This window comes from Marinomonas sp. 63XJN7_7_ISO-PGPR-S23-202, assembly GCF_056173505.1.
This window is the reverse complement of record NZ_CM149677.1, coordinates 1,326,236-1,347,874: the sequence shown is the minus strand read 5'-3', so window position 1 is coordinate 1,347,874 and position 21,639 is coordinate 1,326,236. Positions and strand designations below refer to the sequence as shown.

General features: G+C 43.0%; 16 protein-coding genes and 1 riboswitch. Of the genes, 11 read left to right on the top strand and 5 right to left on the bottom strand.

Features of this window, described 5'->3' with window-relative positions; translation table 11 throughout:
• Positions 1 to 94 precede the first annotated feature (94 nt).
• The gene (locus tag AC0VYG_RS06170; RefSeq protein WP_475431443.1) at positions 95 to 994 is read left to right on the top strand and encodes a LysR family transcriptional regulator; all 900 of its coding nucleotides are present in this window, start codon (positions 95 to 97) and stop codon (positions 992 to 994) included.
• An 82-nt stretch (positions 995 to 1,076) separates the two neighbouring features.
• On the opposite strand, the gene AC0VYG_RS06165 is transcribed toward AC0VYG_RS06170, so the two are convergent.
• The 3 genes from AC0VYG_RS06165 to yegD all read right to left on the bottom strand — a co-directional run bounded on the left by AC0VYG_RS06165 (position 1,077) and on the right by yegD (position 4,685).
• A complete protein-coding gene (locus tag AC0VYG_RS06165; protein WP_475431442.1) occupies positions 1,077 to 1,751 on the bottom strand; it encodes an energy-coupling factor ABC transporter permease in 675 nt (224 codons plus the stop codon).
• 76 nt (positions 1,752 to 1,827) lie between these two features.
• Positions 1,828 to 2,022: riboswitch (cobalamin riboswitch) on the bottom strand.
• Between the two features lie 96 nt (positions 2,023 to 2,118).
• The gene (locus AC0VYG_RS06160; protein WP_475431441.1) at positions 2,119 to 3,180 is read right to left on the bottom strand and encodes an FUSC family protein; all 1,062 of its coding nucleotides are present in this window, start codon (positions 3,178 to 3,180) and stop codon (positions 2,119 to 2,121) included.
• A gap of 140 nt (positions 3,181 to 3,320) precedes the next feature.
• On the bottom strand, positions 3,321 to 4,685 hold the full coding sequence (yegD, locus tag AC0VYG_RS06155; protein ID WP_475431440.1) for a molecular chaperone: 1,365 nt from the start codon (positions 4,683 to 4,685) through the stop codon (positions 3,321 to 3,323).
• A 494-nt stretch (positions 4,686 to 5,179) separates the two neighbouring features.
• On the opposite strand from yegD, the gene AC0VYG_RS06150 reads away from it, so the two are divergent.
• Positions 5,180 to 7,096: a methyl-accepting chemotaxis protein gene (locus tag AC0VYG_RS06150; protein WP_475431439.1), complete on the top strand. Its 1,917-nt coding sequence runs from the start codon at positions 5,180 to 5,182 to the stop codon at positions 7,094 to 7,096.
• A gap of 90 nt (positions 7,097 to 7,186) precedes the next feature.
• On the opposite strand, the gene AC0VYG_RS06145 is transcribed toward AC0VYG_RS06150, so the two are convergent.
• Complete coding sequence (locus tag AC0VYG_RS06145; RefSeq protein ID WP_475431438.1) at positions 7,187 to 7,765, bottom strand: NnrU family protein; 579 nt, start codon at positions 7,763 to 7,765, stop codon at positions 7,187 to 7,189.
• Between the two features lie 499 nt (positions 7,766 to 8,264).
• On the opposite strand from AC0VYG_RS06145, the gene AC0VYG_RS06140 reads away from it, so the two are divergent.
• The 5 genes from AC0VYG_RS06140 (at position 8,265) to AC0VYG_RS06120 (ending at position 15,107) form a co-directional block, all read left to right on the top strand.
• Complete coding sequence (locus AC0VYG_RS06140) at positions 8,265 to 9,737, top strand: sensor domain-containing diguanylate cyclase (protein ID WP_475431437.1); 1,473 nt, start codon at positions 8,265 to 8,267, stop codon at positions 9,735 to 9,737.
• Positions 9,738 to 9,960: 223 nt separating this feature from the next.
• Entirely contained in the window at positions 9,961 to 11,058 is a 1,098-nt protein-coding gene (nspC, locus tag AC0VYG_RS06135) for a carboxynorspermidine decarboxylase (protein WP_475431436.1), read from the top strand.
• A gap of 59 nt (positions 11,059 to 11,117) precedes the next feature.
• On the top strand, positions 11,118 to 12,356 hold the full coding sequence (locus AC0VYG_RS06130; RefSeq protein WP_475431435.1) for a saccharopine dehydrogenase family protein: 1,239 nt from the start codon (positions 11,118 to 11,120) through the stop codon (positions 12,354 to 12,356).
• A 459-nt stretch (positions 12,357 to 12,815) separates the two neighbouring features.
• Positions 12,816 to 13,553 carry a phosphatase PAP2 family protein gene (locus AC0VYG_RS06125; protein ID WP_475431434.1) on the top strand — a complete coding sequence of 246 codons (738 nt, stop codon included), beginning with the start codon at positions 12,816 to 12,818 and terminating at the stop codon, positions 13,551 to 13,553.
• A gap of 279 nt (positions 13,554 to 13,832) precedes the next feature.
• Entirely contained in the window at positions 13,833 to 15,107 is a 1,275-nt protein-coding gene (locus AC0VYG_RS06120) for a hypothetical protein (protein ID WP_475431433.1), read from the top strand.
• Between the two features lie 125 nt (positions 15,108 to 15,232).
• On the opposite strand, the gene AC0VYG_RS06115 is transcribed toward AC0VYG_RS06120, so the two are convergent.
• Entirely contained in the window at positions 15,233 to 15,613 is a 381-nt protein-coding gene (locus AC0VYG_RS06115) for a VOC family protein (RefSeq protein ID WP_475431432.1), read from the bottom strand.
• Between the two features lie 280 nt (positions 15,614 to 15,893).
• Between AC0VYG_RS06115 and AC0VYG_RS06110 the strand changes: the two genes are divergently transcribed.
• The 4 genes from AC0VYG_RS06110 (at position 15,894) to AC0VYG_RS06095 (ending at position 21,619) form a co-directional block, all read left to right on the top strand.
• Positions 15,894 to 17,165 (top strand): response regulator, encoded by a 1,272-nt coding sequence (locus tag AC0VYG_RS06110; RefSeq protein ID WP_475431431.1) that lies wholly within the window; start codon positions 15,894 to 15,896, stop codon positions 17,163 to 17,165.
• A 103-nt stretch (positions 17,166 to 17,268) separates the two neighbouring features.
• A complete protein-coding gene (locus AC0VYG_RS06105; RefSeq protein WP_475431430.1) occupies positions 17,269 to 18,537 on the top strand; it encodes a tetratricopeptide repeat protein in 1,269 nt (422 codons plus the stop codon).
• A gap of 107 nt (positions 18,538 to 18,644) precedes the next feature.
• On the top strand, positions 18,645 to 19,613 hold the full coding sequence (locus AC0VYG_RS06100; RefSeq protein WP_475431429.1) for a serine/threonine protein kinase: 969 nt from the start codon (positions 18,645 to 18,647) through the stop codon (positions 19,611 to 19,613).
• Positions 19,610 to 21,619, top strand: a complete 2,010-nt coding sequence (locus AC0VYG_RS06095; RefSeq protein ID WP_475431428.1) for a RecQ family ATP-dependent DNA helicase — start codon at positions 19,610 to 19,612, stop codon at positions 21,617 to 21,619. The genes AC0VYG_RS06100 and AC0VYG_RS06095 overlap by 4 nt, the downstream gene beginning before the upstream one ends.
• The last annotated feature ends 20 nt before the right edge of the window (positions 21,620 to 21,639 follow it).

The following is a 21,639-nucleotide window of genomic DNA, read 5'->3' as shown; positions in this document are numbered from 1 at the left end:
CCCTTACAACACCTTAAACCATTGATGAGCACTATACGCCTTCAGTATTTATCAATAAAATATATGTTTCTTATTCAATACATAAAGGTTGTTGATGGATATTAAACCGCTTCGCTATTTTCTCGCCATTGCACAAAATGCCAGCTTCACCAAAGCCGCTGAACAACTCAATGTGGCACAGCCCGCCGTCAGCATGGCAATGAAAAAACTAGAGCAGGAATTAGGGCTGACATTGATTCATCGCAGCGAGCGAACCATTACGCTAACAGATGAAGGGCAACGCTTGGCCTACCATGCCGAAAAAATTCTGCAAGCGACCGACGACGCTCTCTTGGAAATGTCCGAACTCAAAGGATTAAGTAAAGGTGAAGTACGCATTGGCATTCCCAGTATGCTTGGCTCCTATTACTTCCCACCTATATTGATGGCGTTTCGTCATCAACACCCCAATCTCTCACTCATCGTCATCGAAGGTGGTACGTGGCAGTTACAAAAAATGCTGGAAAATGGCGAATTGGATCTCAGCGTCATTGTTGCAGAAAATCTACCGGACAACATCAGCACCTATCAACTATTAAAAGAACAGATGTTGGTTACTACGGCCAAAGATCATCCCTTTAGCCAACAGCAGAGCGTAACCGCCAAGGCATTTTTCGAACAGGAGTTAGTCATGTTCAAGGAGGGCTATTTCCATCGCCGAATCGTCAACCGGCTAGCCCAAGAAACCAACAATAAGCCTAAAATAGGCTTTGAAACCAACCTAATTCCCTTGATTAAATCCATCACTCGACAAGGCTTTGGTATATCAACCTTGCTTAGCATGGTGATTGAACCAAAAGACGATCTCATTACTCGTCCTTTTGATCCCCCTATTTGGTTAAACTTAAAAATCGCCTGGCGCAAAAATGGCTATTTATCCCAAGCTAACCGCGCCTTTTTAGACTTTCTCTGCCAGCAAGCGGATCACGAGCAAGAGAGACATCCACACCTCTAGCTTCCATATCCCTAAACAATAAGTAAAAACGCCCAGCAAGCTGAGCGTTTTTACAGTACAACAATACTATCGCGCAGACGCACTATCCTTGATACAAACGTCGCTCGACAAAAGAAGAACCTTTTAGACGATCCATGCCTTTAGCGCCCCACAAGATCGCTAAATCCAACAAAGGCTCAACTAAAACCACGCTCATATAAGCAAGACCAAAACTCGCAACAGAAGACAGGTTGGCAGCAGAAAAGCCTTGTCCATAGAAAGCCCAAAAGGCGACCCAAAGCACAATACCGCCTTGATAAGTAACCGACAACTTCAACGCTTGAGCATAAGCTAAATCCACATAAGCGGTTTTTTCTGGAATAACACGACGCGCTACAGCCGCCATAACAAATAAAGGCACCAACAAAGTAGTGACATTCATACCATATTGCGGCAAATCAAAAGGAGCAAATAAAACACCCTGTATTAACAGCCCCATAAATAAGCCAATCGACGCAGCGGCAGGACCAAAGATTAAAAACAAAGTTGAGCCCAGAATTAAATGCACTTCCGAGACACCGACCGCATGATGAGGTAAAACTTCAAAAAAAACGAACACCAACAAACTTGTCATGACACTACGAGCTAATAAATTAATCGCACCATGTTCTTTAATCGCATTAATAGAATATTTTGCAGACCAACCTAACGCCCCTAACGCTGTCGCATAACTCAATACTATTTTGGCTCCAGTAACAACACCTGGTTCAATATGCATAACTCTTCTCCTTGAAACACCAAACACTCACCCGTGAATGACAATTTCACTCCTGATAATAGAAAGAGGCCTTTACACCTCTACCACCATAAAGGCCGGTCTCCGGACTCATAAGATAAAACTCAAATCCTTCCCATTTTCACAGTGGATTAAAGCAGATATTCCATCACTTATTTACCGTTGCGGGGGCAGTACAGGGGTTGTTTCTTCCTAAAAACGCACCTATTTCCCGTTTCACCAGCAAGCTGGCACCTTTATAAGAGGAATCGTACGTAAGAAACGAATAGTAGGCAATCAAAAACAAATCGCTAAAAGAAGAGAAATAGTCATACTGCGAAGTCTTTCGGTTATGCTTTATTACAATGCGTTATCTCGTCCCTGATAACGATGTGCGCTCATTCATGCGCGCTTCGATTTTTTTCAACAAAGACGTTCTATGGAAAATAGCACCTCCCATGCAACCAATAGCACTTCCGATACAAATATCGATTAAGCGATATTCGACCAATAAGCTAGCGGGGATATTATGGTTGGTTACTTCCGCCATAATCACCGTCAACGGCGTAATAAAAATCACAGCGAATCCATAATGCTTTACAATTAAAAACTCAGTGATAAATTGAAATACAAAAACACATATCGCCAACACCCAAAAATTCGGTTCAACGATAAAGACACACCACACAACCCCCATACCAATCGTCGTGCCAGCAATACGATGAATATTACGATGCCACACCATACGAAACGTTGCCCCTTGCAATATAGCAGCACAAGAGATAGGTACCCAGTAAGGATTATTTAAAGACAAAGACACAGCAAATGCGTAGGAACCACCGATCAATAAGGCCATCAAAGCGGCTTCTAAAATAATCGCATTTACCCGTAAATCCGTTTCGACTTGCGTAACCGCTAATCGATTCGCCCCAATGACCAGGCTGTAGAAAAACGCCAACATACACGACAACATTCCTCCCAATGCCACCATACCAACATGGGTAGGCAAACGATGTAAATCGAATGGTAGCGTAATCGCCACACAACTAATTAACACAAAAAAGAAACTACCAGGGGGAGGAAGCCTATAATAACGGGTAATCAATACCGCTAAAAAGACCAAACAAACCAAAGCCATAGAGGCAACATAAGGATTGAAACTGGCAATGGAACCCAACGTAAAACAGACCATAAAACCAAACGAGCATAATGTAATGGTCAACATACGATGTGCCGTTCTAGTGGGCGGCATATATAAAATCACCATAGCGCCCATACTGGCCAAAATAGCCGTCGCGAAATCATTACTTGCTGCACCAACAAAAGCGGGAATGGCAACACATAAAGCTGCGACCAAAGGCAAATGCCACGGCCGACGTCCTTCATTCCACGCCAACAACGCTTTAAGGTGAAAAAAGACACGGTTTTTCAAAAATTATGGCCTCTATATTTCTATATAAAAATCATCGAAATAGTTATAACCGACTGTAACTTGGGGAAGGTAGCCGTTGAAACCTCTCTTCTTATACTAACATGGTTTCCTTACCTTGCTTTATCGAGAATCGGAACCCTTTATTTAAAGATACGCTGAGCCCACACCGTTAATCCCGCCGCAACACTGCCAAAGTGATCACCATCTAAGACCGGAACATTCCCGATTCTGTCCTGAATGGCACTACGAATAATGGGAGATTTTGCCGACCCACCCGTCATATAAATAACGTCTGGTTTCACTCCAGCTTGTTGGATGGCTTCACTCATTAAAAGCAACATTTTTTCAAGCGGAGGTTGGATAGACAGCGCAAATTGCTCACGTGTCATCTGCGTGTGTAGCCCTGTTTCTATATAATCCAATTCCACTCGGTGTTCTAATGCATCGGATAATACAATTTTGGCATCCTCAGCGTTTCTCACCAAATGGTAGTTATGTTTTTCTTCCCGTAAATGTATAAACCGCTCAATCAAAGTGGGCTCAGTTGCATCCAGACGCAACTGTTCCATTTGTAACTTGGTTTCTAGACTATTAAATGTAGCCAATGCGGACACATTATTTGTCGTAATGGCATTCCAATACAATTGAGTCGGCATAGGCAACCCGGTTTTCAACGTCGACTCCATACCAAACAAGGGCATTAACTGCTTTCCTGCGATACGAATATCTAAATCATTCCCCCCGACTCGCTCCCCCGTATGGGCAAGGAAATCGGCAGATCGATCAGATTTGATGGCGTAATCAGGGCCCATACGAACCATGGCGCAGTCGGTTGTCCCACCGCCAATATCAACGACCAATACCGTTTTGTTTTCCGTCATACTCGCTTCAAAGTCCAACCCTGCCGCAATCGGCTCATATAGGAATTCAATCTCTTTAAAGCCAGCACGTTTTCCTGCTACCGTCAGAATATCCAAAGCTTGGCGATTACTTGCTTCAGCGTCAATCCCTTGAAAATTTACCGGGCGTCCAATGACAGTATGAGTCAGTTCTTTTCCCAAACTGAGCTCTGAGCGACGCTTAATATTCTGCATCATCGCCGTGACGACATCCTCAAAAAAGCTAATATGCTGCTCACGGAGCCCAGTTCCGCCCAAAAAAGATTTAGGAGACTTAACAAAATACCCTTCATCGGGCCACTGAAAATATTCAGCAAAGGCCGCACGCCCAAAAAACAAAGTTTGCTCATCGTCGTCTAAATCTTCTTCACGACGAGCACGCTGGGCCCGAGTCAAAATGTTACGACGTAAGGCCACAAAATCTTGACGTTCCTGTTCAGCACCAATATGACGCGCAACAAACTCCGTAATCAGATCCCGATCCAATGCATACAGCGTCGAGGGTAAAAAAGTGTTGGTGCCTTCAAGCGGCACTAATTGCACGCTCGCCTCGTGCTCGATGCCAATGGCACAATTTGATGTACCGTAATCAAACCCACAAATCATGACTCACCTAGAAATCAACAAGAACAAACAAATAAAAAGGGGTCGGAAGATAACATATAACGTCAAAAGCCGTCAGCTAATAAAACGAAAACATCAATTTCGAGTAACAGAAGGCAAAAGGTTTAGAAAGTTTAGAACGTTTAGAAAATGGTCGACTTTGATTACAATGCGGGCCTAATGCTATGTTCAAAATACGGCATTAAGGTCTATTATTCACTCTGTATAGGCTTGCAAAGCAACCACATACAGAAAAAAGGCACTCAAATAACAAAAAAAGCATTGTTTAAGGATTAAGAAAGGCTGAGCAGGGACTCTCAGTTCTTAGTGACACTTTTATGGAGACATCATCGAAAGATGGGACTCCTGCGTGTTTCTAGACTAGCGCTGTTTCTAGAACCCAATAGCGTCGTCTCTCTTAAGATACTCACACACCGATGTGGGTATTCATAAGTGCTTATTGAGTCACTATCAATTCGTTTATTAATGGAGTCATCATGAAGCTTTCTCTTCAGACTAAAATTGCATTACAGTCAATTATTGTCGCTATTGTCATCACTCTCGGTGTTGGGCTGCTCTCCTATTATGAATTTCAGACAGCGAGTCAGAATAAAGTTCGCAAAGAAGCCGCACTACAAGCCGACGCCATTTCCACTTATATAGACAGCTGGTCTACAGATAGGGCAAACGCTCTAAAAGCCATGCGCAACAAAGTAGAAGCCCTACTAAAAGCCCACCCACAGGCCGCGAAAGACAATAAAGCCATTTTAAATATTCTACAGCAGGCTCAAATCAGCTTGAATTTTGGTATGACTTTTTTAGGATTAGAAGACGGGGAAATGTTTCGTCATGACCCATCTTTAAACAGCGCGGGGTACGACCCACGAGTTCGCGCCTGGTATAAAGATGCGAAAAGCAAACAAAAAGCCTTTGTGACAGCCCCCTACATTTCAGCATCCACCAAAAAGCTATCGATGACATTTGTCGAGCCCGTCATTATTGATGGGGAATTTAAAGGTGCGCTTGGTGGCCTTGTATTCCTGAATGATGTCATGGACAGCGTACTCGCCCTAGATGTTCAGGGAGACGGTTACAGTACGCTATTTGATGCAAACGGAAAAATCATTGCAGCCCCTGATCAATCCTTGATTTTAAAAAATGCAACCGATATATCACCCACCTTGGATAGTAACTTCTTTAGCAGTATCAACCAAGGCCCTCAGTTTAAAGAGTTCTCCCTCAATGGGAAGCCAATGCTCATGTACGCCAGTAAAATCAAAGGAAGTCCTTGGGTTTTAGGCATGATCATGCATGAAAACGTATTGAATGCCCCCATTAAAAGCCTCGGCTATAAAACGATCATTATTTCATTAATTATCATCTTGATCGCCGCTCTCGTCGTGACACAAGTGACTCGTTTATTGCTGAAAGATTTACGCCGAGTATCCGACAGTATGGGGCAAATAGCGAATGGTGATGGGGACTTAACACAGCGCCTAACGGCCAGCTCTAAGGATGAAATTGCCGTATTGGTCGATAACTTTAACCAGTTTGTCGAGCTATTGCATGGCACCATCACGCACTTAAAAAACATTGGTCAACAACTCGCGCTACAAGCCAATCAAGCCCATGAGTCCTCTAGCAACAGTGCGCTTAAACTTGAGGAGCAACAGCACAACATTACCATGGTCGCGACTGCGGTTCATCAAATGGCTCAAGCCACTCAAGAAATTGCCAATAACGCGACCGACACAGCAAATAACGCGGATGAAACGGTCAATGCCAGCCGCCTAGGACAAGATCAAGTCATCAAGAGCCAAAACAGCATCCTAGCGCTCGCCACGGAAATCCAAGAAGTGGCCGAGGTCATTAACAATGTCAGTGACAATGCCAATGGCATTAGCTCGATCCTAACGACCATTTCAGGCATTGCAGAACAGACCAACTTGCTGGCACTCAATGCAGCCATTGAAGCGGCTCGAGCTGGCGAGCAAGGTCGGGGGTTTGCCGTCGTCGCCGATGAGGTGCGCGAACTCTCTCAACGTACCTACAGTTCTATTGAAGAAATTCAAAGAATGATCGAATCATTGCAAAGTACCACACAAAATGCCGTTAGCAAGATTCAGACAAGCCATGGACAAGCCGAAGGCAGCGTCAATGATGTGAATGAGGCCAAGCAAAGCTTAGACAGTATTCAAAAGTCCATCAATTTGATTAATGATCGTGCCGCTCAAATCGCCACAGCCACGGAAGAGCAAACGAGTGTTACGTCTGAAATTAACCAAAACACTAACGATATTCAGCAGGGTTCAGTTGAGCTGGTTGAGTTATCAACACAAAGTGCGAAACGAGCCGAAGAGCTCAAAGCCTTAGCGGACGATCTCACGAAAAACATTAATAGATTCCGCACCTAAAATCATACCGTTAAGAAATAGCCCCTTAAAAACAAAAATCCCCACAGGCAAGTGCCAATGGGGATTTTTTTATTATCCTTATGGCAACCATTAAACCAATGGCGCAACACCAAACAACAATTTATGAAAATAAAACACCATACCAAACCAAGCAATCATGGTGATGGTAAACGCTGCTAAGTCCATATGAATGCCGATATACTCATGCTTTACACCTTCAGCTCTATCACGACGTCGAAGTACCGCATAAGCCACGATCGACCACACCAAAAAGCTACCAAAAATAATAATATCTTCTAATTTTCCATTACTGATCAAATGGGCGAATGCCCACAACTTCACAGCCAGTAGGAAGGGACGTCCCGTCATGGCTTTCAATTTGGTACCAGGTATCAAAGCACTCGCAGCGAAATAAAAAGAAACCAACATGAGCAATGAGGAGACTTGGCGAATCCAATTAGGTGGCAGCCAGACCCATGTCGGATCCAAGCGCACTTGTGTGAACCCCATCCAAATGAATGCAACGGAAATCAAGGCCCCCATACCAAATCGCATTTGCCAGCGCATTTTGCCATGACGCAATATACCCTCTTCCCGCCATTTAGGAGCCATGATTTGTACTGAATGCAACACAAAAAATATGACCAGACCCATCACTAAAATCAACATAGAACACAATTCCTAACTGATAAACAAAAATCCGCACAGAGTTTCATTAAGAAAACGCGAATAACAAGCCTTTATCCACCTGCTAAAACAAGAGAACTTGTTCGCATCTTTTTTAAAGGGAAACAAACACATTATAGGGGGAGCACAAGAGTAACTAGTTTTCACTTATTTAAAAGTCCTTTTCTCGTTTCAAACAGCGACGACATACAATCACTTTTATGGAGGTAAGCGCCGCTGCATTGTAGAGTAGCAATGACAGATCTCAAACCTAAAGACCCACTTTCTGCCTTATTCGAAGCGGTTAAACAGCAAATAGTCTCTCTAGAACGTTCTCAACCACCACCACTTTAGGGTACATTAAACAATGACACTCAGACAGAACATGTCTAATAGAAGCGTCTGTATGAAAATATGCTCTATACTAATAGAGATCTATTTAAACGAATAGTGGTCTATTAGAGCTGAGCACAATTTATGTGTGGTGGTGGCTTTTTTCTCAATGACAATCAAAACAGGCAACTTAAATAAGCTTGTAGACAGAGAAGTAACAAGCCTTGGAAACGACATACTCGCCGCTATTTTATATAGCACAGAGGAACTCGTGACAGGAAAAGGTTGGTTAGAAGGCATTAATAAACTGCTGGCCGAACTTGGCAAAGCCACCTTAGTGAGCCGAGTATGGGTTTTTCAAACCTTAGAGGTTCAACACGATTACATTCTTCAAGACTATGCTTTTGAATGGCATGTTCATAAAAAATATAAGCAAATCGGTTTACCTCACTTCAACCGCTTTCAATCCCCTCTTATCGAGCCAGAATACATCGCATTAATTGAAAGCCGAAAACGAGGCGAGTATCAAAGCGTCATCACCCATACGCTCCCAGAGGGTCGGCTAAAAAATTATTTAAATAGTCAAGGGGTCAAATCTATGCTCACGATTCCTATCATCGTAGAAAACCAGTGGTGGGGAACAATAGGTCTGGATGACTGCGATAGAGCGTATGAGTGGACCGCTAACGAGATCACGCTACTGCGCACAGCCAGTTATTTTATTTCCAGCGCGATTGTTCGAGATCACTATCGGGCGAAACAGCATCAACTCGATATACTAAAAGAAAATATTGCCTGCAGTAGTTGGGAGCTGGACTGGAGGCGAGGACACCTCTGGTGCACTTCTGAAGTGCTCAACCCAAGTGCCAAACAGGCTACTCGCCAACTCTTTTCCCTTCGCCAGTGGCTAAGACGCATCCATCCACAACATAGAAAAACCTTTATTAAAACCACGCTGCAGTTTCTTAAATCGGATACATCGACCTTACGTTGCGACCTAAAGATTCTACGCTTAGATGGTCAATACTGTTGGGTCGAAATTTCCAGCAACGTTACAAAAAATAATGCCCATATCAACAATGTTATTGCGGGCATTTGTTGGGACATTACCGATCGAAAAAACGACGAAGAACGACTTCAATATGAAGCCACTACTGACCCTCTGACGGGACTGATGAATAGACGTAAATTCGAGCTACTGATGAAAAGCCATTTTATGGCATGCTCTCAAACACCACAGCCTTTTTCCTTCGCGATTCTCGATATTGATTTTTTCAAAAGTATAAATGATCGATACGGACATTCTGTGGGGGATTATGTACTAAAGCAGTTTGCTAAAACTATTTGTCAAATGATTCGTCCCGGTGATCATTTCGCCCGTATTGGCGGGGAAGAATTTGCCATTCTGCTGCCAGACACACTCCCAAATGACGCGACCACCTTATTAAAAAAGGTGTGTCGGTATATCTTTACGCACCCGATTACTCACCAAAATGATACCATTCACTACTCCGTTTCTATTGGTATTGCGGTTATTGAAGATCCTAGAACAACCGCCGACGAAGCATTTAAAACCGCCGACCGCGCCTTATACCAAGCCAAGCAAACAGGGCGCAACAAAGTTATGACGGTTTTTTTATAAACAGCCATATCATTTACATCAAAGACTTATCAATTCCTTTAAAAACGCCCCTCTCAAAGCACTTCACGTTAGGTTGAATACGACCTTAAAGCCAGCATAAAAAGCAAAAGAGACAAGGAAATAACTAAGATTGCAAAATTGCTCCAAAAAAGACTTCTTGTACGGTGGCAAACCGTCCCATATTTGCACTAAAATACGCCCTTTTGCGGACAGGCAAGCAGCTATGATCAAGACACCTTATTATCTGATTGATAAAGCCAAACTTCTAAACAACTTAGAAAAAATGGCTTATGTGCGAAAACAATCTGGTGCCAAGTCATTACTGGCACTGAAGTGCTTTGCCACATGGTCTGTCTTTGACTTGATGCAAGAATACATGGATGGCACGACTTCCTCTTCTTTGTACGAGGTCAAACTCGGCAAAGAGAAGTTTCAAGGTGAAACACACGCTTACAGTGTCGCTTACGCCGATGATGAAATATCGGAAGTGCTCGACAACAGTGACAAGATCATTTTCAACTCTATTGGTCAGTTCTCTCGCTTTAAAGAGGTAAGCAAGGGTAAGACGCGTGGATTGCGAGTGAATCCACAAGTCAGCACATCAGAATTTATCATTGCAGATCCCGCACGCCCTTTTAGCCGCCTTGGCGAATGGGACCCTGAAAAAATTGCCACTATCATCGACGATATCTCAGGGTTTATGTTCCATAACAACTGTGAAAACAGCGACTTTGCGCGTTTTGATGAAATGCTCACACTGATTGAAGAGCGCTTTGGCCACTTAATCGCCAAAATGCAATGGATCAGCCTAGGTGGTGGTATTCATTTTACAGGTGAAGGCTACCCGTTAGAGCAATTTTGCCAACGGCTCAAAACCTTTTCTGAAAAATATGGGGTTCAAGTCTATCTTGAGCCTGGCGAAGCAGCGATTACTAACAGTACGACACTCGAAGTGACGGTGTTAGACACCTTGTTTAACGGTAAACATCTTGCTGTAGTCGATAGTTCCATCGAAGCACATATGCTTGATCTGTTAATTTATCGTGAAAATGCAAAAATGTCCCCCTGTGAAGGTGACTATGAGTACATGATTTGTGGTAAATCTTGCCTAGCTGGCGACATTTTTGGCGAATTCAAGTTTAACAAAGCGCTGGAAGTGGGAGACCGTTTGTCTTTTCAAGATGCGGCAGGTTATACCATGGTGAAAAAGAACTGGTTCAACGGTGTAAAAATGCCGTCTATTGCCGTACGCCAATTGGATGGCAGCATTGAGGTCGTTAAGGAGTTTGATTACAACGACTTTATGCAAAATTTATCTTAATGCCCGTTTATGATAACGGTAAAAACACTGCGACACTAAACCTTAAAGAGATTGTTATTATGAAAAAAAATGTCTTAATCATCGGTGGCGGAGGCGTGGCTCGTGTAGTAGCCCATAAATGCGCCCAACACAATGACACACTGGGCAATATCGCAATTGCTTCACGTAGCGTTTCGAAATGCGACGATATTGTAGCCAGTGTCCTAGACAAAGGCAGTATGAAAGTTGAGGGTCGTATTCAAGCATTCGCCCTAGACGCTCTGGATGTGCCAGCCACAGTAAAACTCATTCAAGAAACAGGGTCACAAATCGTTATTAACGTGGGGTCAGCCTTCATCAATATGTCTGTACTCGAAGCCTGTATGGAAACAGGAGCCGCCTACTTAGACACAGCGATCCACGAAGATCCAACAAAAATTTGTGAAACTCCACCTTGGTACGCCAACTACGAATGGCAACGTCGCGATGCCTGCAAAGAAAAAGGTATTACAGCCATTCTCGGTGTAGGCTTTGATCCAGGCGTAGTAAATGCTTACGCCGCGCTTGCCTATAACGACTACTTTGATTCCGTAAGTGATATCGACATCATCGATATCAACGCGGGCAGCCATGGTAAGTATTTTGCCACGAACTTTGATCCTGAGATTAACTTCCGAGAATTCACTGGGCGTGTCTATTCTTGGCAAAATAATGCCTGGCAAGAAAACAAAATGTTCGAAATCAGCCGTACAGACGATTTACCCGTTGTAGGTAAACAGACGGCTTACATGACAGGCCACGACGAGGTTCATTCTCTTTCCCAAAACCTAGATGTACCAAACGTACGTTTTTGGATGGGCTTTGGCGAGCATTACATCAATGTATTTACTGTCTTGAAAAGCCTCGGGTTATTATCAGAGCAACCAGTCAAAACAGCAGAAGGTTTGGAAGTCGTTCCCCTGAAAGTGGTGAAAGCCGTTTTACCAGATCCCTCTTCCCTTGCTCCTGATTACACTGGCAAAACCTGTATCGGCGATGTTGTAAAAGGCATTAAAGACGGACAAGAAAAAGAAGTCTTTATCTACAACGTAGCGGACCATGAAGATGCTTACAACGAAGTCGGTAGCCAAGGGATTTCTTACACCGCAGGCGTACCACCAGTGGCCGCTGCGATTCTCGTAGCCAATGGCACATGGGATGCAAAAGAAATGCGTAATGTTGAGCAGCTTGATCCTAAACCTTTCCTAGGTTTGTTGAATACCATGGGACTACCGACTCGTATTAAAGATGAAAATGGCGATCATCCTTTTACTTTTTAATCCAGTCTACTCCTAACTAGCAAGCAAAGCAGATGCACCAGAAAGACTAGAAAACAGACTCAAAAACGATTTTCTAGGCAAACAAGATGGCAATGAACGCTCTATCTATCTTGCTGCTTTGTTAATGGATTTAAAACCACTTTAGTGAAAAGCTAAGGTGGTTTTTTTGTACCTTCCCCCAACAAACACGTCCTTCCCTTCTTCTAACGAATTATTCCACCACACAAAAAAGCATATTGACTTACAAAAACACACAACTACCGCCAAAAAAACACAAAAAGCGCATAAAAAGTTCATGAAATTTTCATCTATCTAGGTGTATGCTTAATAATAATTTAAAATATTCCTACTTTTCATGGAGTTGTCGGTTTGTTTCACATACCTAAATTTTTTCGGTGTCATTTGCTATCAAACACAGAGTCAGGCAAGACTAGTACGATTCCCTTATGTTTTATCTTAATGTTAAGTGGTTTATTGTTTATTGCCGCTTTAGGACTCTGGCTGATGGGAGGCTACCATTCCAGTTTCCTCGTGCTTAACTCATTAGGCAGTGTTATCCCTGATAATATATGGTCTTCCATCACGCTATTAGGCGATACTCAAGTGGCTATCGCTCTGTTGCTTTTTGTGATTTATATTCACCCCAAATTGCTATCAGCCACCATTATTGCCATCATCCCAACCACCTTGATTACCCATGGTATGAAGGCCTTTTTTGCTATGGAGAGACCTGGCAGCGTATTACCAGAAGGAAGCTACCACCTAGTTGGCAAACTGCTACATACCAACAGTTTTCCTTCGGGACATTCGGCGACGGCTGGTGTTGTTGCTACTTTTTTCCTCGTGATAGCAAAAAATACGCAACAGCGCATTGCCATTGTCTGTGTATTACTACTCATTATGTTCAGTCGCGTGATGGTAGGAGCTCACTGGCCAATTGATGTTCTAGTCGGAGGCGCTATTGGCTTATTGTGTGGATTGGCTTGTTATAAGGTTGCAAAGCACTATCATTTTTGCAAATCAGTACTGTCCCAATGGATTGCCATGATTATCCCTCTATATTGTGTTGTTACCTTACCATTTCACAATGGCGGCTATCCACAAGGACATTTTGAAGTGACCTTAATTATCGCTATTGCTTTACTCTTTTATTTGAATCAACTTCGTAATCAATGGGTTCTCAGCAAAAAATCATAACGTTTATAGAAGTGTTACGATTCACCAATAGTATCCACGCTGGCAGAGGTCCTTGCAGCCCTCATCTATTTGGACCGTAATCAGGCAATCAACATCTAATGGACGAAAAGCAAGCATTCAAATAAAAAGGCTCAGAAAATATTGTTTATTTAAAACAACTTAGAGCCATTTTTATGCTTTAATTTGCATATATTGTAAAAGTGATCATGACAATATGCTCATATGATCACTTTTCATAGATCGGATTTTATTCAAATAGGCTTTTCTAACGGAGTACACATGAGACACGAGCTCAAAATTGCCGCCCTCGTCACAACACTCACTCTTACTTTAGCAGGCTGTGCTTCTAATCCAGATTCAACGGCGAGCCTAGCAACAGATGCAGCTCAATCAAAAACGACTTCTGAGATTAACGCTGTAAAAAACGATCTTGATCAAGCTAAGACAGCCTTAGAATCCACCAAAAGGGATGAACTTGACTGGTTCGCAACGGAACCAATGAAAGAGGCCAGAAAAGCGCTTGCAGAGGCAAAAGATTACTATGACGAGTTTGCCTTAGACCCATCCAAAGCAAACAGTAGCAGTGGTTTTTTCAGCTCAAAAACCAACCTTGAGGCAGCTCAATCCGCTATCACCCAGTTCAACGTATACTTAACAAAAGCCCAAAGCATCCGCAGCAATGCCATAAGCACACTCGAAAGCGCATTCGACTACAAAACACAACTGATAAAAATTGGGGCCGATAAGTACTACCCGAATACAATTAAACAGCTGGACAATGAATTGAAAAAGCTGGTCGACGACATCGCGGACGACAAAGTCAATGCCGCCATTAGCGCCCAGCCTGATTTGCTTGTTAAACAACGCGCTCTAGAGGTGAAAACCATCACTAAAATCTACTTAGCCGATGCAAAACAGCAACTTAACCAGTTAAAGCAAGAACAAATCGGTGATTATGCGCCAAAAACCTTAGCGCAAGCGGCTGCGTCCGTGACGGCCGCGGAAGCTTTTATTAGCGCTGAGCCACGAGCCATAAATAAGATCAAAGAAAAAGCGGAAGAAGCCATCTTTGCCATCAATCATGCAAAGCAAGTTGCTATTGCGGTCAAACAATTAAAAGCCTTACCAAGCAGCGCCTATGAAAACTACATTTTGAATATCGAAGATATTCTCTTAACTATTTCAAATAAACTGGGAGCCGCAGACAGACGTGACGAACCGATTCGTCAACAAGGTAAGGCAATTGCAGCGTTTATTGATGGGAATATGAAAAACGAACAAGCCTTAGAACAACAAACAAATGCACTACATGACCAAGTAAAACGGCAAAAAGATCAGCTTGAAGAGCAGGCGACACAAATCGAGTCGTTAAACACCAAGCTGTTAAACAAAACCGACTATGCAAATTCACTAGAAAAAAGACTGTCCGAACTGTTGGCGAAAATAGAGCCTAACAAAGAGACGACAGACACACCACAAACAGCGACAACATCGGTGAAGCAAAGCGAAGCGCCAAAAACAGAACCGACACCACCTAAAAGTAGCGGTAATTAATCCCCACTCAGTAAAAAGGTCTACTCTAGGCCTTTTTACTGAAAGACCTCAATGCTTTTTAGCGCTTAGATGATCTGTAACTCAACACCTTCTAATTTTGCCAAGGAAGCCTCTAGGTTATGCTTTTACAATATACTGTGTAATGCACATATTTTATTGCCAGCTGGATCACGTAAATACGCAATATAGTACTGCCTATCTTCAAAATCACGTACTCCTGGTGGATCCTCGCAAGGAACACCGCCATGAGCTACCCCAACCTCATACCAAGTATCAACCAGCTTTGTAGATTTAGCTAAAAAGCCAATGGTGGTGCCATTACCATGGGTTGCAGGTTGACCGTTGATCGGTATTGTTAATGCCAACACATTATTATCCGCAAAGTAAAAACATTGACCTTCAGGATTAATCGATCCAGGTGAGTGCCCTAATACTTGAAGAACAGCATCGTAGAATGTTTTTGACTCTTCAATATCATTCGCGCCAATCATCACATGACTAAACATTCATTTTTCCTCTTTAAAGATTGGACATACCACTAAAAACACTTTATTGAGTGTTATTCAGTTCTTAGTACAGAGAAAATAGCATGTCTAAGCGCATTAAGAGAAACGCATTATCACCTATTTTGGTGAATCAAAAGTGACTTTGCGCAGAAATTGACGTAACAGATGCTCGTTTGATATAACGAGTGTGTAAAAATATGTTATAAATGGAATTGGCAAGCTTACAGATCCTTCTACCCCGTTTGGCAATAGGGTAAAAATGCTAACGTCAGAGAGTCGTATGTCGGACATAACTCAGGTTGACTTTACAGCAACCAGCACCATAACAGCGGACGCACCTAAAAATAGCATTACAGACAAGCGTGTCCTTATTATTGAAGACATCGCGGAAATGCGCTTAATGCTTAAGTCTTTAATGGCCTCTCTGGGCTATGAAAAGATTGATGTGGAGCCATCTGGACAAGGTGGTCTAAAGCGCATCTTGAACTTTAAATACGACATTGTTTTATCGGATTACAACCTGGGCGGTAATATTGATGGCCAACACATTCTTGAGACAACACGCAAAAATTACTCCTTAGATCATTCCGCTATTTTTATGATGATTACCGCTGACACAACTTACGAAAGTGTTGTCAGTGCCGTAGAATATGAACCCGATAGCTACTTGGTTAAGCCCTTCCCTCCTTCGTCATTTCATCGTCGCTTTAACAAAATTATTGGTCAAAAAAAGATCTTTTCCGTTGTCGATAAGGCAAGAAAAAAAGATGATTATGAGGCCATGGAAAAACATGCTAGAGACATCCTAAAATTATATCCACAATATGCCAGTATGTGTTTGAAAGTCATAGGAGAATCCCTCTATAAGCGAAAGCAGTACAAGTCTGCCAAACAGCACTACGCCATGGTGGTCGAAGGCAATAACACACTGGCTTGGGCCTATTATGGGATGGCACAATGCGATGTTCAATTTGATGAATTCCTGTCGGCCATTAATCATCTTGAAAAGACAGTTGCTCTCAGCAAGCATTTTCTCTCTGCTTACGATCTACTTGCTGATGTGCATAGTAAAATGGGAAACCTCGAAAAAGCCCAGTCTGCGATACTTAGGGCCTTGGAAAACTCACCAAGATCCGTTGAGCGCTCACAGCGACTAGGACGCATTAGTGTCGAGATAAAAGACTGGACCATAGCAGAACAATCACTTTCCCGAGCCATTCGCCTCGCAAAAGATACAAACTCAGAAAATGTTGAATTATATTACGATTATTTAAAGACACTCACGACCATGCTCGAACAAGGTATAGAATGCACAAGATTGCAGGATAAATTTAGACGTGCGTTATCTCGACTAAGAAGCTTAGGTCAATCTAATCCTAGTGTTTTATCCAATTCTTTTCGTCTTGAAATTCAACAATTGCTGCAACGAAACCATCTTGGCGAAGCCATTCGCTCCTGGCAGCTATGGAGCAAACTAATTGAAAAGGGAGAAGCGTCCGCGCTAACCCTTGCACAAGAGTTAACGTTAAAAAAGCGACTTGGCTTACTTTAAAAAAGCGTTTATCCCCCCCCCCTAACAAGAACCGAATGAGAGCAAAAGGTAGGATAGAAATATAAATTGTCTTCTAGGCAATATTTTCTTCTAGACTATATAGATGTCTAAGCTAACCTCATCCATACCAAGGTTGACCATGGAAGTGATTACAAAATCTGATACGGCATCAGAGCAACGCGTTCTCATCATCGAAAGCATCGCTGAGATGCGCTTTTTACTGAAGTCCTTAATGGTATCTTTAGGCTATGAGAAAATAGATTTTGAAATATCTGATCAATCCGCCATTAAACGCATTCAAGCCATCCAATACGATATTATTCTCTCTGATTTTAACGCTGACAATAAAATCAATGGTCAGCAGATACTTGAAGCCACACGAAAACATTACAATCTTGATCATCCCGTGATTTTTATGATGATTACTGCAGATCGTGCCTATGAAAGCGTGGTCAGCATTTTAGAATACCAGCCTGATTGCTATTTAGTGAAACCTTTTACACCAGCGGCCTTCCATCGCCGTCTTAAACGTGTCGTTAAACAAAGAACCGTCTTTGACCTTGCCCATCAAGCCAGAAAACAAAAGGATTACATTACGCTCGAACGTGTGGCAAAAGCTATCATTAAACACCACCCTCAATATGCCAGCCAGTGTCTTCGAGTGATTGGGGAAAGCATATATCAACGAGGAGAATACCAATCCGCCAGCGCCCACTACGCTAAGGTTTTGCAACGTAATCGCGAATTGGCATGGGCCCATTTTGGCATGGCACAATGCCATATTAAGCTCAACCAACTCAAGCAAGCGATTGGAACCCTGGAACAAACGATTGAATTAAACCAGTACTTTTTTTCTGCTTATGACCTATTAGTCGACCTATATCTAGAGCTTAATCAACCCAAAGAGGCTCAAGAAATCATTATTAAAGCACTGCTTGTCTCCCCTCGTTCCTATGAACGCTCTTTACGGTTAGGACGAATTAGTATCGATTTAGAAGACTGGCTCACAGCAGAGCAAGCTCTATCAAAAGCCATCCGCAGTTCCAAAGACAATAATAGTGATACACCAGCACTTTATTACGATTATCTAAAAACCATTACTGAGCTAATCGAAAACGACATAGAAGCCCCAAGACTGATCGAAAAATTTCATCGAGCACTGACGCGATTACGAAAAATTGGACAGAATAGCCCGGAGGTTGTCACCAACTCTTTCCGCCTAGAAGTTCAGAATCTACTAGCAAGGGGGCTGCAAAAAGATGCGATCAAAGCATGGCACACTTGGGGAAGACGCATCAGTATGGAAGAAGCGGAACCATTAACACCGCATCAAGAAATAACGCTAAAGAAAATGTTGGGCTTAAGGTTTTAATCGGACACGGTAAGCTTGCCATTGGAGACTGTCCCCGTTATCGTCCCCTATTTATTGCTGGCATGACACGACAGCGAGTCTTTTTTTATTTCACCAGAGAGTTAACTATGTCTGCTTCACACGCTTTTTCCTGTCTTGTTCCTGACGTGATTCTCGATGCCGTCGAGTCTACTGGTTTATGGAGCGACTCGCGAATTTACCCATTAAACAGCTACGAAAACCGAGTTTATCAAATCGGGATAGAAGATGGTCCAACAGTGATCGCCAAGTTTTACCGACCAGAACGCTGGAGTGAAGCCCAGATCAAAGAGGAACATCTCACTCTATTAAGGTTACAAGAGGAAGGCGTGCCCGTTGTCGCTCCCATGGTATTTAACGGTGAAAGCCTGTTTAGCCATAACGGCATACACTTTTGCCTGTCCCCAAAACTCATTGGACAACACCCAGAAGCAGACAACCTTGATCAGCTGTATCAACTGGGTGAATTAATTGGCCAAGTCCATCAAAAAATGAACGCCCCCTTTACCAAACGCATCAGTGTGTCGCCTCTTGAACAAATGTCTCAGGCGGCTAAGCAAATCTTAGCAGCGGACTATCTACCACAAAAGCTCAAACCCATTTATCAAGCTCAAATAACCAAGCTGATTGACTTGAGTGCCACTCGCATTCAAGCCTATTGGCCCAGTCAACTGAGAGCCATTCATGGGGACAGCCATCGAAGCAACTTGATGTTGCATAACGGTCAGTTTCATTTATTGGATTTTGACGATTGTCAAAACGGTGTGGCCGTTCAAGATATCTGGCTACACCTGACACAAACCGAAAACCCAAGACAGCAATTGAGTGAAATGATTGAAGGATACGAAGCATATTTGCCTTTTGAAACCCGCGAATTAGACCTGATCGATGTCTTCAAAAGCGCTCGCGTTATCCAGTATGCGGCCTGGTTACAGCAACGTTGGAGCGACCCTGCGTTTGTTAAAGCCTTTCCTTGGTTTGCCAGTGAAGAATATTGGCTTAATCATTTGAGTGAATTACACAGCTGTGAACAAGAATGGGGACAGATTTCTCGATGAAAACAAGCACACCGTTAACCATCACTCCAGCCTTTCAAGCGCGCGATTTACAAGGGGCATTACACACCATATTTGGTTTCGAGCATTTTCGTGAAGGCCAAGGCCAAACCATTACTCAGCTGTTATCAGGGCATTCCTCCCTTGCCGTTTTCCCAACGGGTTCAGGAAAGTCCCTTTGCTATCAATTTACCGCCACACAGTTACCCAACCTGACCTTAGTCATTTCGCCGCTAATCTCACTAATGCATGACCAATTAGCTTTTTTACAAAGTAAAGGCATTCCCGCTGCCTGCTTGGATTCCAGCCAATCCAAAGAAGACAGTCAGGAGGTCATGAGACAAGCCCAAAGTGGTGCCATTAAAATTCTCATGATCTCGGTCGAGCGTTTTAAGAACGAGCGTTTTCGTCGCTTTATTAAGCAAGTGCCAATTTCTATGCTAGTGGTGGATGAAGCCCACTGTATTTCTGAGTGGGGACACAATTTTCGCCCTGACTACTTGAAACTCCCGCAATATAAGCAAGAGCTAAACATCCCGCTTGTGCTGCTATTAACCGCTACGGCTACTCGTCGAGTGCAAAGAGACATGGCTCAAAAGTTTGGTATTTTCCCTGAACATATTGTGCAAACAGGCTTTTATCGCCACAACTTAGACATAGACCTTATTCCAGCACAAGGCCATGAAAAACTCGACAAGTTAACCGCGATTTTAGACAACACCCAAGGAGCCAGCATTGTCTATGTAACTCAGCAAAAAACTGCAGATGATATCGCTCAAGCACTAAGATCAAAAGGCTACTCAGCGACCTCCTACCATGCCGGGCTCGGCAACGACCTTCGTAGCCAAATTCAAGCAGATTTTATGGCAAGTCGCACACGCATCATCGTCGCCACCATCGCTTTCGGCATGGGCATAGACAAAGCGGACATTCGACTCGTCGTACATTATGATTTACCAAAATCCATTGAGAATTACAGCCAAGAAATCGGCCGAGCGGGACGTGATAACCAAGCCAGCCGTTGTGTACTGCTAGCCAGTCTAGAAGGTCTACATACGTTAGAAAACTTCGTTTATGGCGATACACCGGAACGTCAAGACATTGCCTCCCTGCTCGCTACCATTGAAGAACAAGCTGAGATCAATGACAACCAACAGACACTTTGGGAAACTCAGCTATACGGCTTATCCAACAAAACCAACATTCGCTCACTGCCGTTAAAAACCCTCTTGGTTCAACTCGAAATCCTCGGGGCTATCACTCCTAAATACAGTTATTACGCAGATGTACGTTTAAAGTGGGAAGGTGATCGCTATGCCTTTGCGGCACAAGTTCCTGACAACATGCGCGCCGCTTACGACGCTATTCTTAAAGGCATTCAATATAAGAAAATCTGGGGCACACCAAATTTTGATCTAATTTATCAGCAATCAGGGCTCTCTCGCAGCGATGTTCTACAACTATTAGAATACGCTGAGTCTCACCATGTGCTCACACTAGAAAGCAAGCAACTAACCGAGGTCTATCAAGTCAATCTAGAACGCTTTCATCTAGATACCTTACTGAACGCCTTAGATCAATACGTTATAGAAAAACAAACTGCAGAAATCGAACGCATTGCTACCATGATTCGCTTCTTTGAACTCAATCGCTGCTTGAACCACAACCTAGCCCGCTATTTTGGTGATAAAAATGCCCCAGAACATTGTGGACATTGCTCTGTATGCCGTGGAAAAGTGCTTGTTTTCCCTGAACCAATAGCGCAAAAAGAATCGCAGGAAAAACAGCGTCAACAAATGGCTCACTATGTCACTGAATTCGCACAACAACTGCAAAACAAAAGCCCAGAGACAACGCTCACACCGGTTCTAATAACACGTTTTTTAACTGGACTCGCACAACCAATTTTTACGAAGATCAAAGCCCGTCAATTGACAGGCTTTGGTGTTTATGAAGAGAAAGCCTATAAAGACGTTATTGCTGCGGTAAAAGCGCTACTAACACAATGACTCCTCAATAGGGTCTTATA

Excerpts from the sequence above, each read along its gene's own strand:
- AC0VYG_RS06170 (WP_475431443.1), top strand. The coding sequence starts at position 95 with ATGGATATTAAACCGCTTCGCTATTTTCTCGCCATTGCACAAAATGCC.
- AC0VYG_RS06150 (WP_475431439.1), top strand. The coding sequence starts at position 5,180 with ATGAAGCTTTCTCTTCAGACTAAAATTGCATTACAGTCAATTATTGTC.
- AC0VYG_RS06105 (WP_475431430.1), top strand. The coding sequence starts at position 17,269 with ATGTCTAAGCTAACCTCATCCATACCAAGGTTGACCATGGAAGTGATT.
- AC0VYG_RS06095 (WP_475431428.1), top strand. The coding sequence starts at position 19,610 with ATGAAAACAAGCACACCGTTAACCATCACTCCAGCCTTTCAAGCGCGC.
- AC0VYG_RS06125 (WP_475431434.1), top strand. The coding sequence starts at position 12,816 with ATGTTAAGTGGTTTATTGTTTATTGCCGCTTTAGGACTCTGGCTGATG.
- AC0VYG_RS06145 (WP_475431438.1), bottom strand. The coding sequence starts at position 7,765 with ATGTTGATTTTAGTGATGGGTCTGGTCATATTTTTTGTGTTGCATTCA.
- AC0VYG_RS06100 (WP_475431429.1), top strand. The coding sequence starts at position 18,645 with ATGTCTGCTTCACACGCTTTTTCCTGTCTTGTTCCTGACGTGATTCTC.
- AC0VYG_RS06165 (WP_475431442.1), bottom strand. The coding sequence starts at position 1,751 with ATGCATATTGAACCAGGTGTTGTTACTGGAGCCAAAATAGTATTGAGT.
- yegD (WP_475431440.1), bottom strand. The coding sequence starts at position 4,685 with ATGATTTGTGGGTTTGATTACGGTACATCAAATTGTGCCATTGGCATC.
- nspC (WP_475431436.1), top strand. The coding sequence starts at position 9,961 with ATGATCAAGACACCTTATTATCTGATTGATAAAGCCAAACTTCTAAAC.
- AC0VYG_RS06140 (WP_475431437.1), top strand. The coding sequence starts at position 8,265 with ATGACAATCAAAACAGGCAACTTAAATAAGCTTGTAGACAGAGAAGTA.
- AC0VYG_RS06130 (WP_475431435.1), top strand. The coding sequence starts at position 11,118 with ATGAAAAAAAATGTCTTAATCATCGGTGGCGGAGGCGTGGCTCGTGTA.
- AC0VYG_RS06120 (WP_475431433.1), top strand. The coding sequence starts at position 13,833 with ATGAGACACGAGCTCAAAATTGCCGCCCTCGTCACAACACTCACTCTT.
- AC0VYG_RS06110 (WP_475431431.1), top strand. The coding sequence starts at position 15,894 with ATGTCGGACATAACTCAGGTTGACTTTACAGCAACCAGCACCATAACA.
- AC0VYG_RS06115 (WP_475431432.1), bottom strand. The coding sequence starts at position 15,613 with ATGTTTAGTCATGTGATGATTGGCGCGAATGATATTGAAGAGTCAAAA.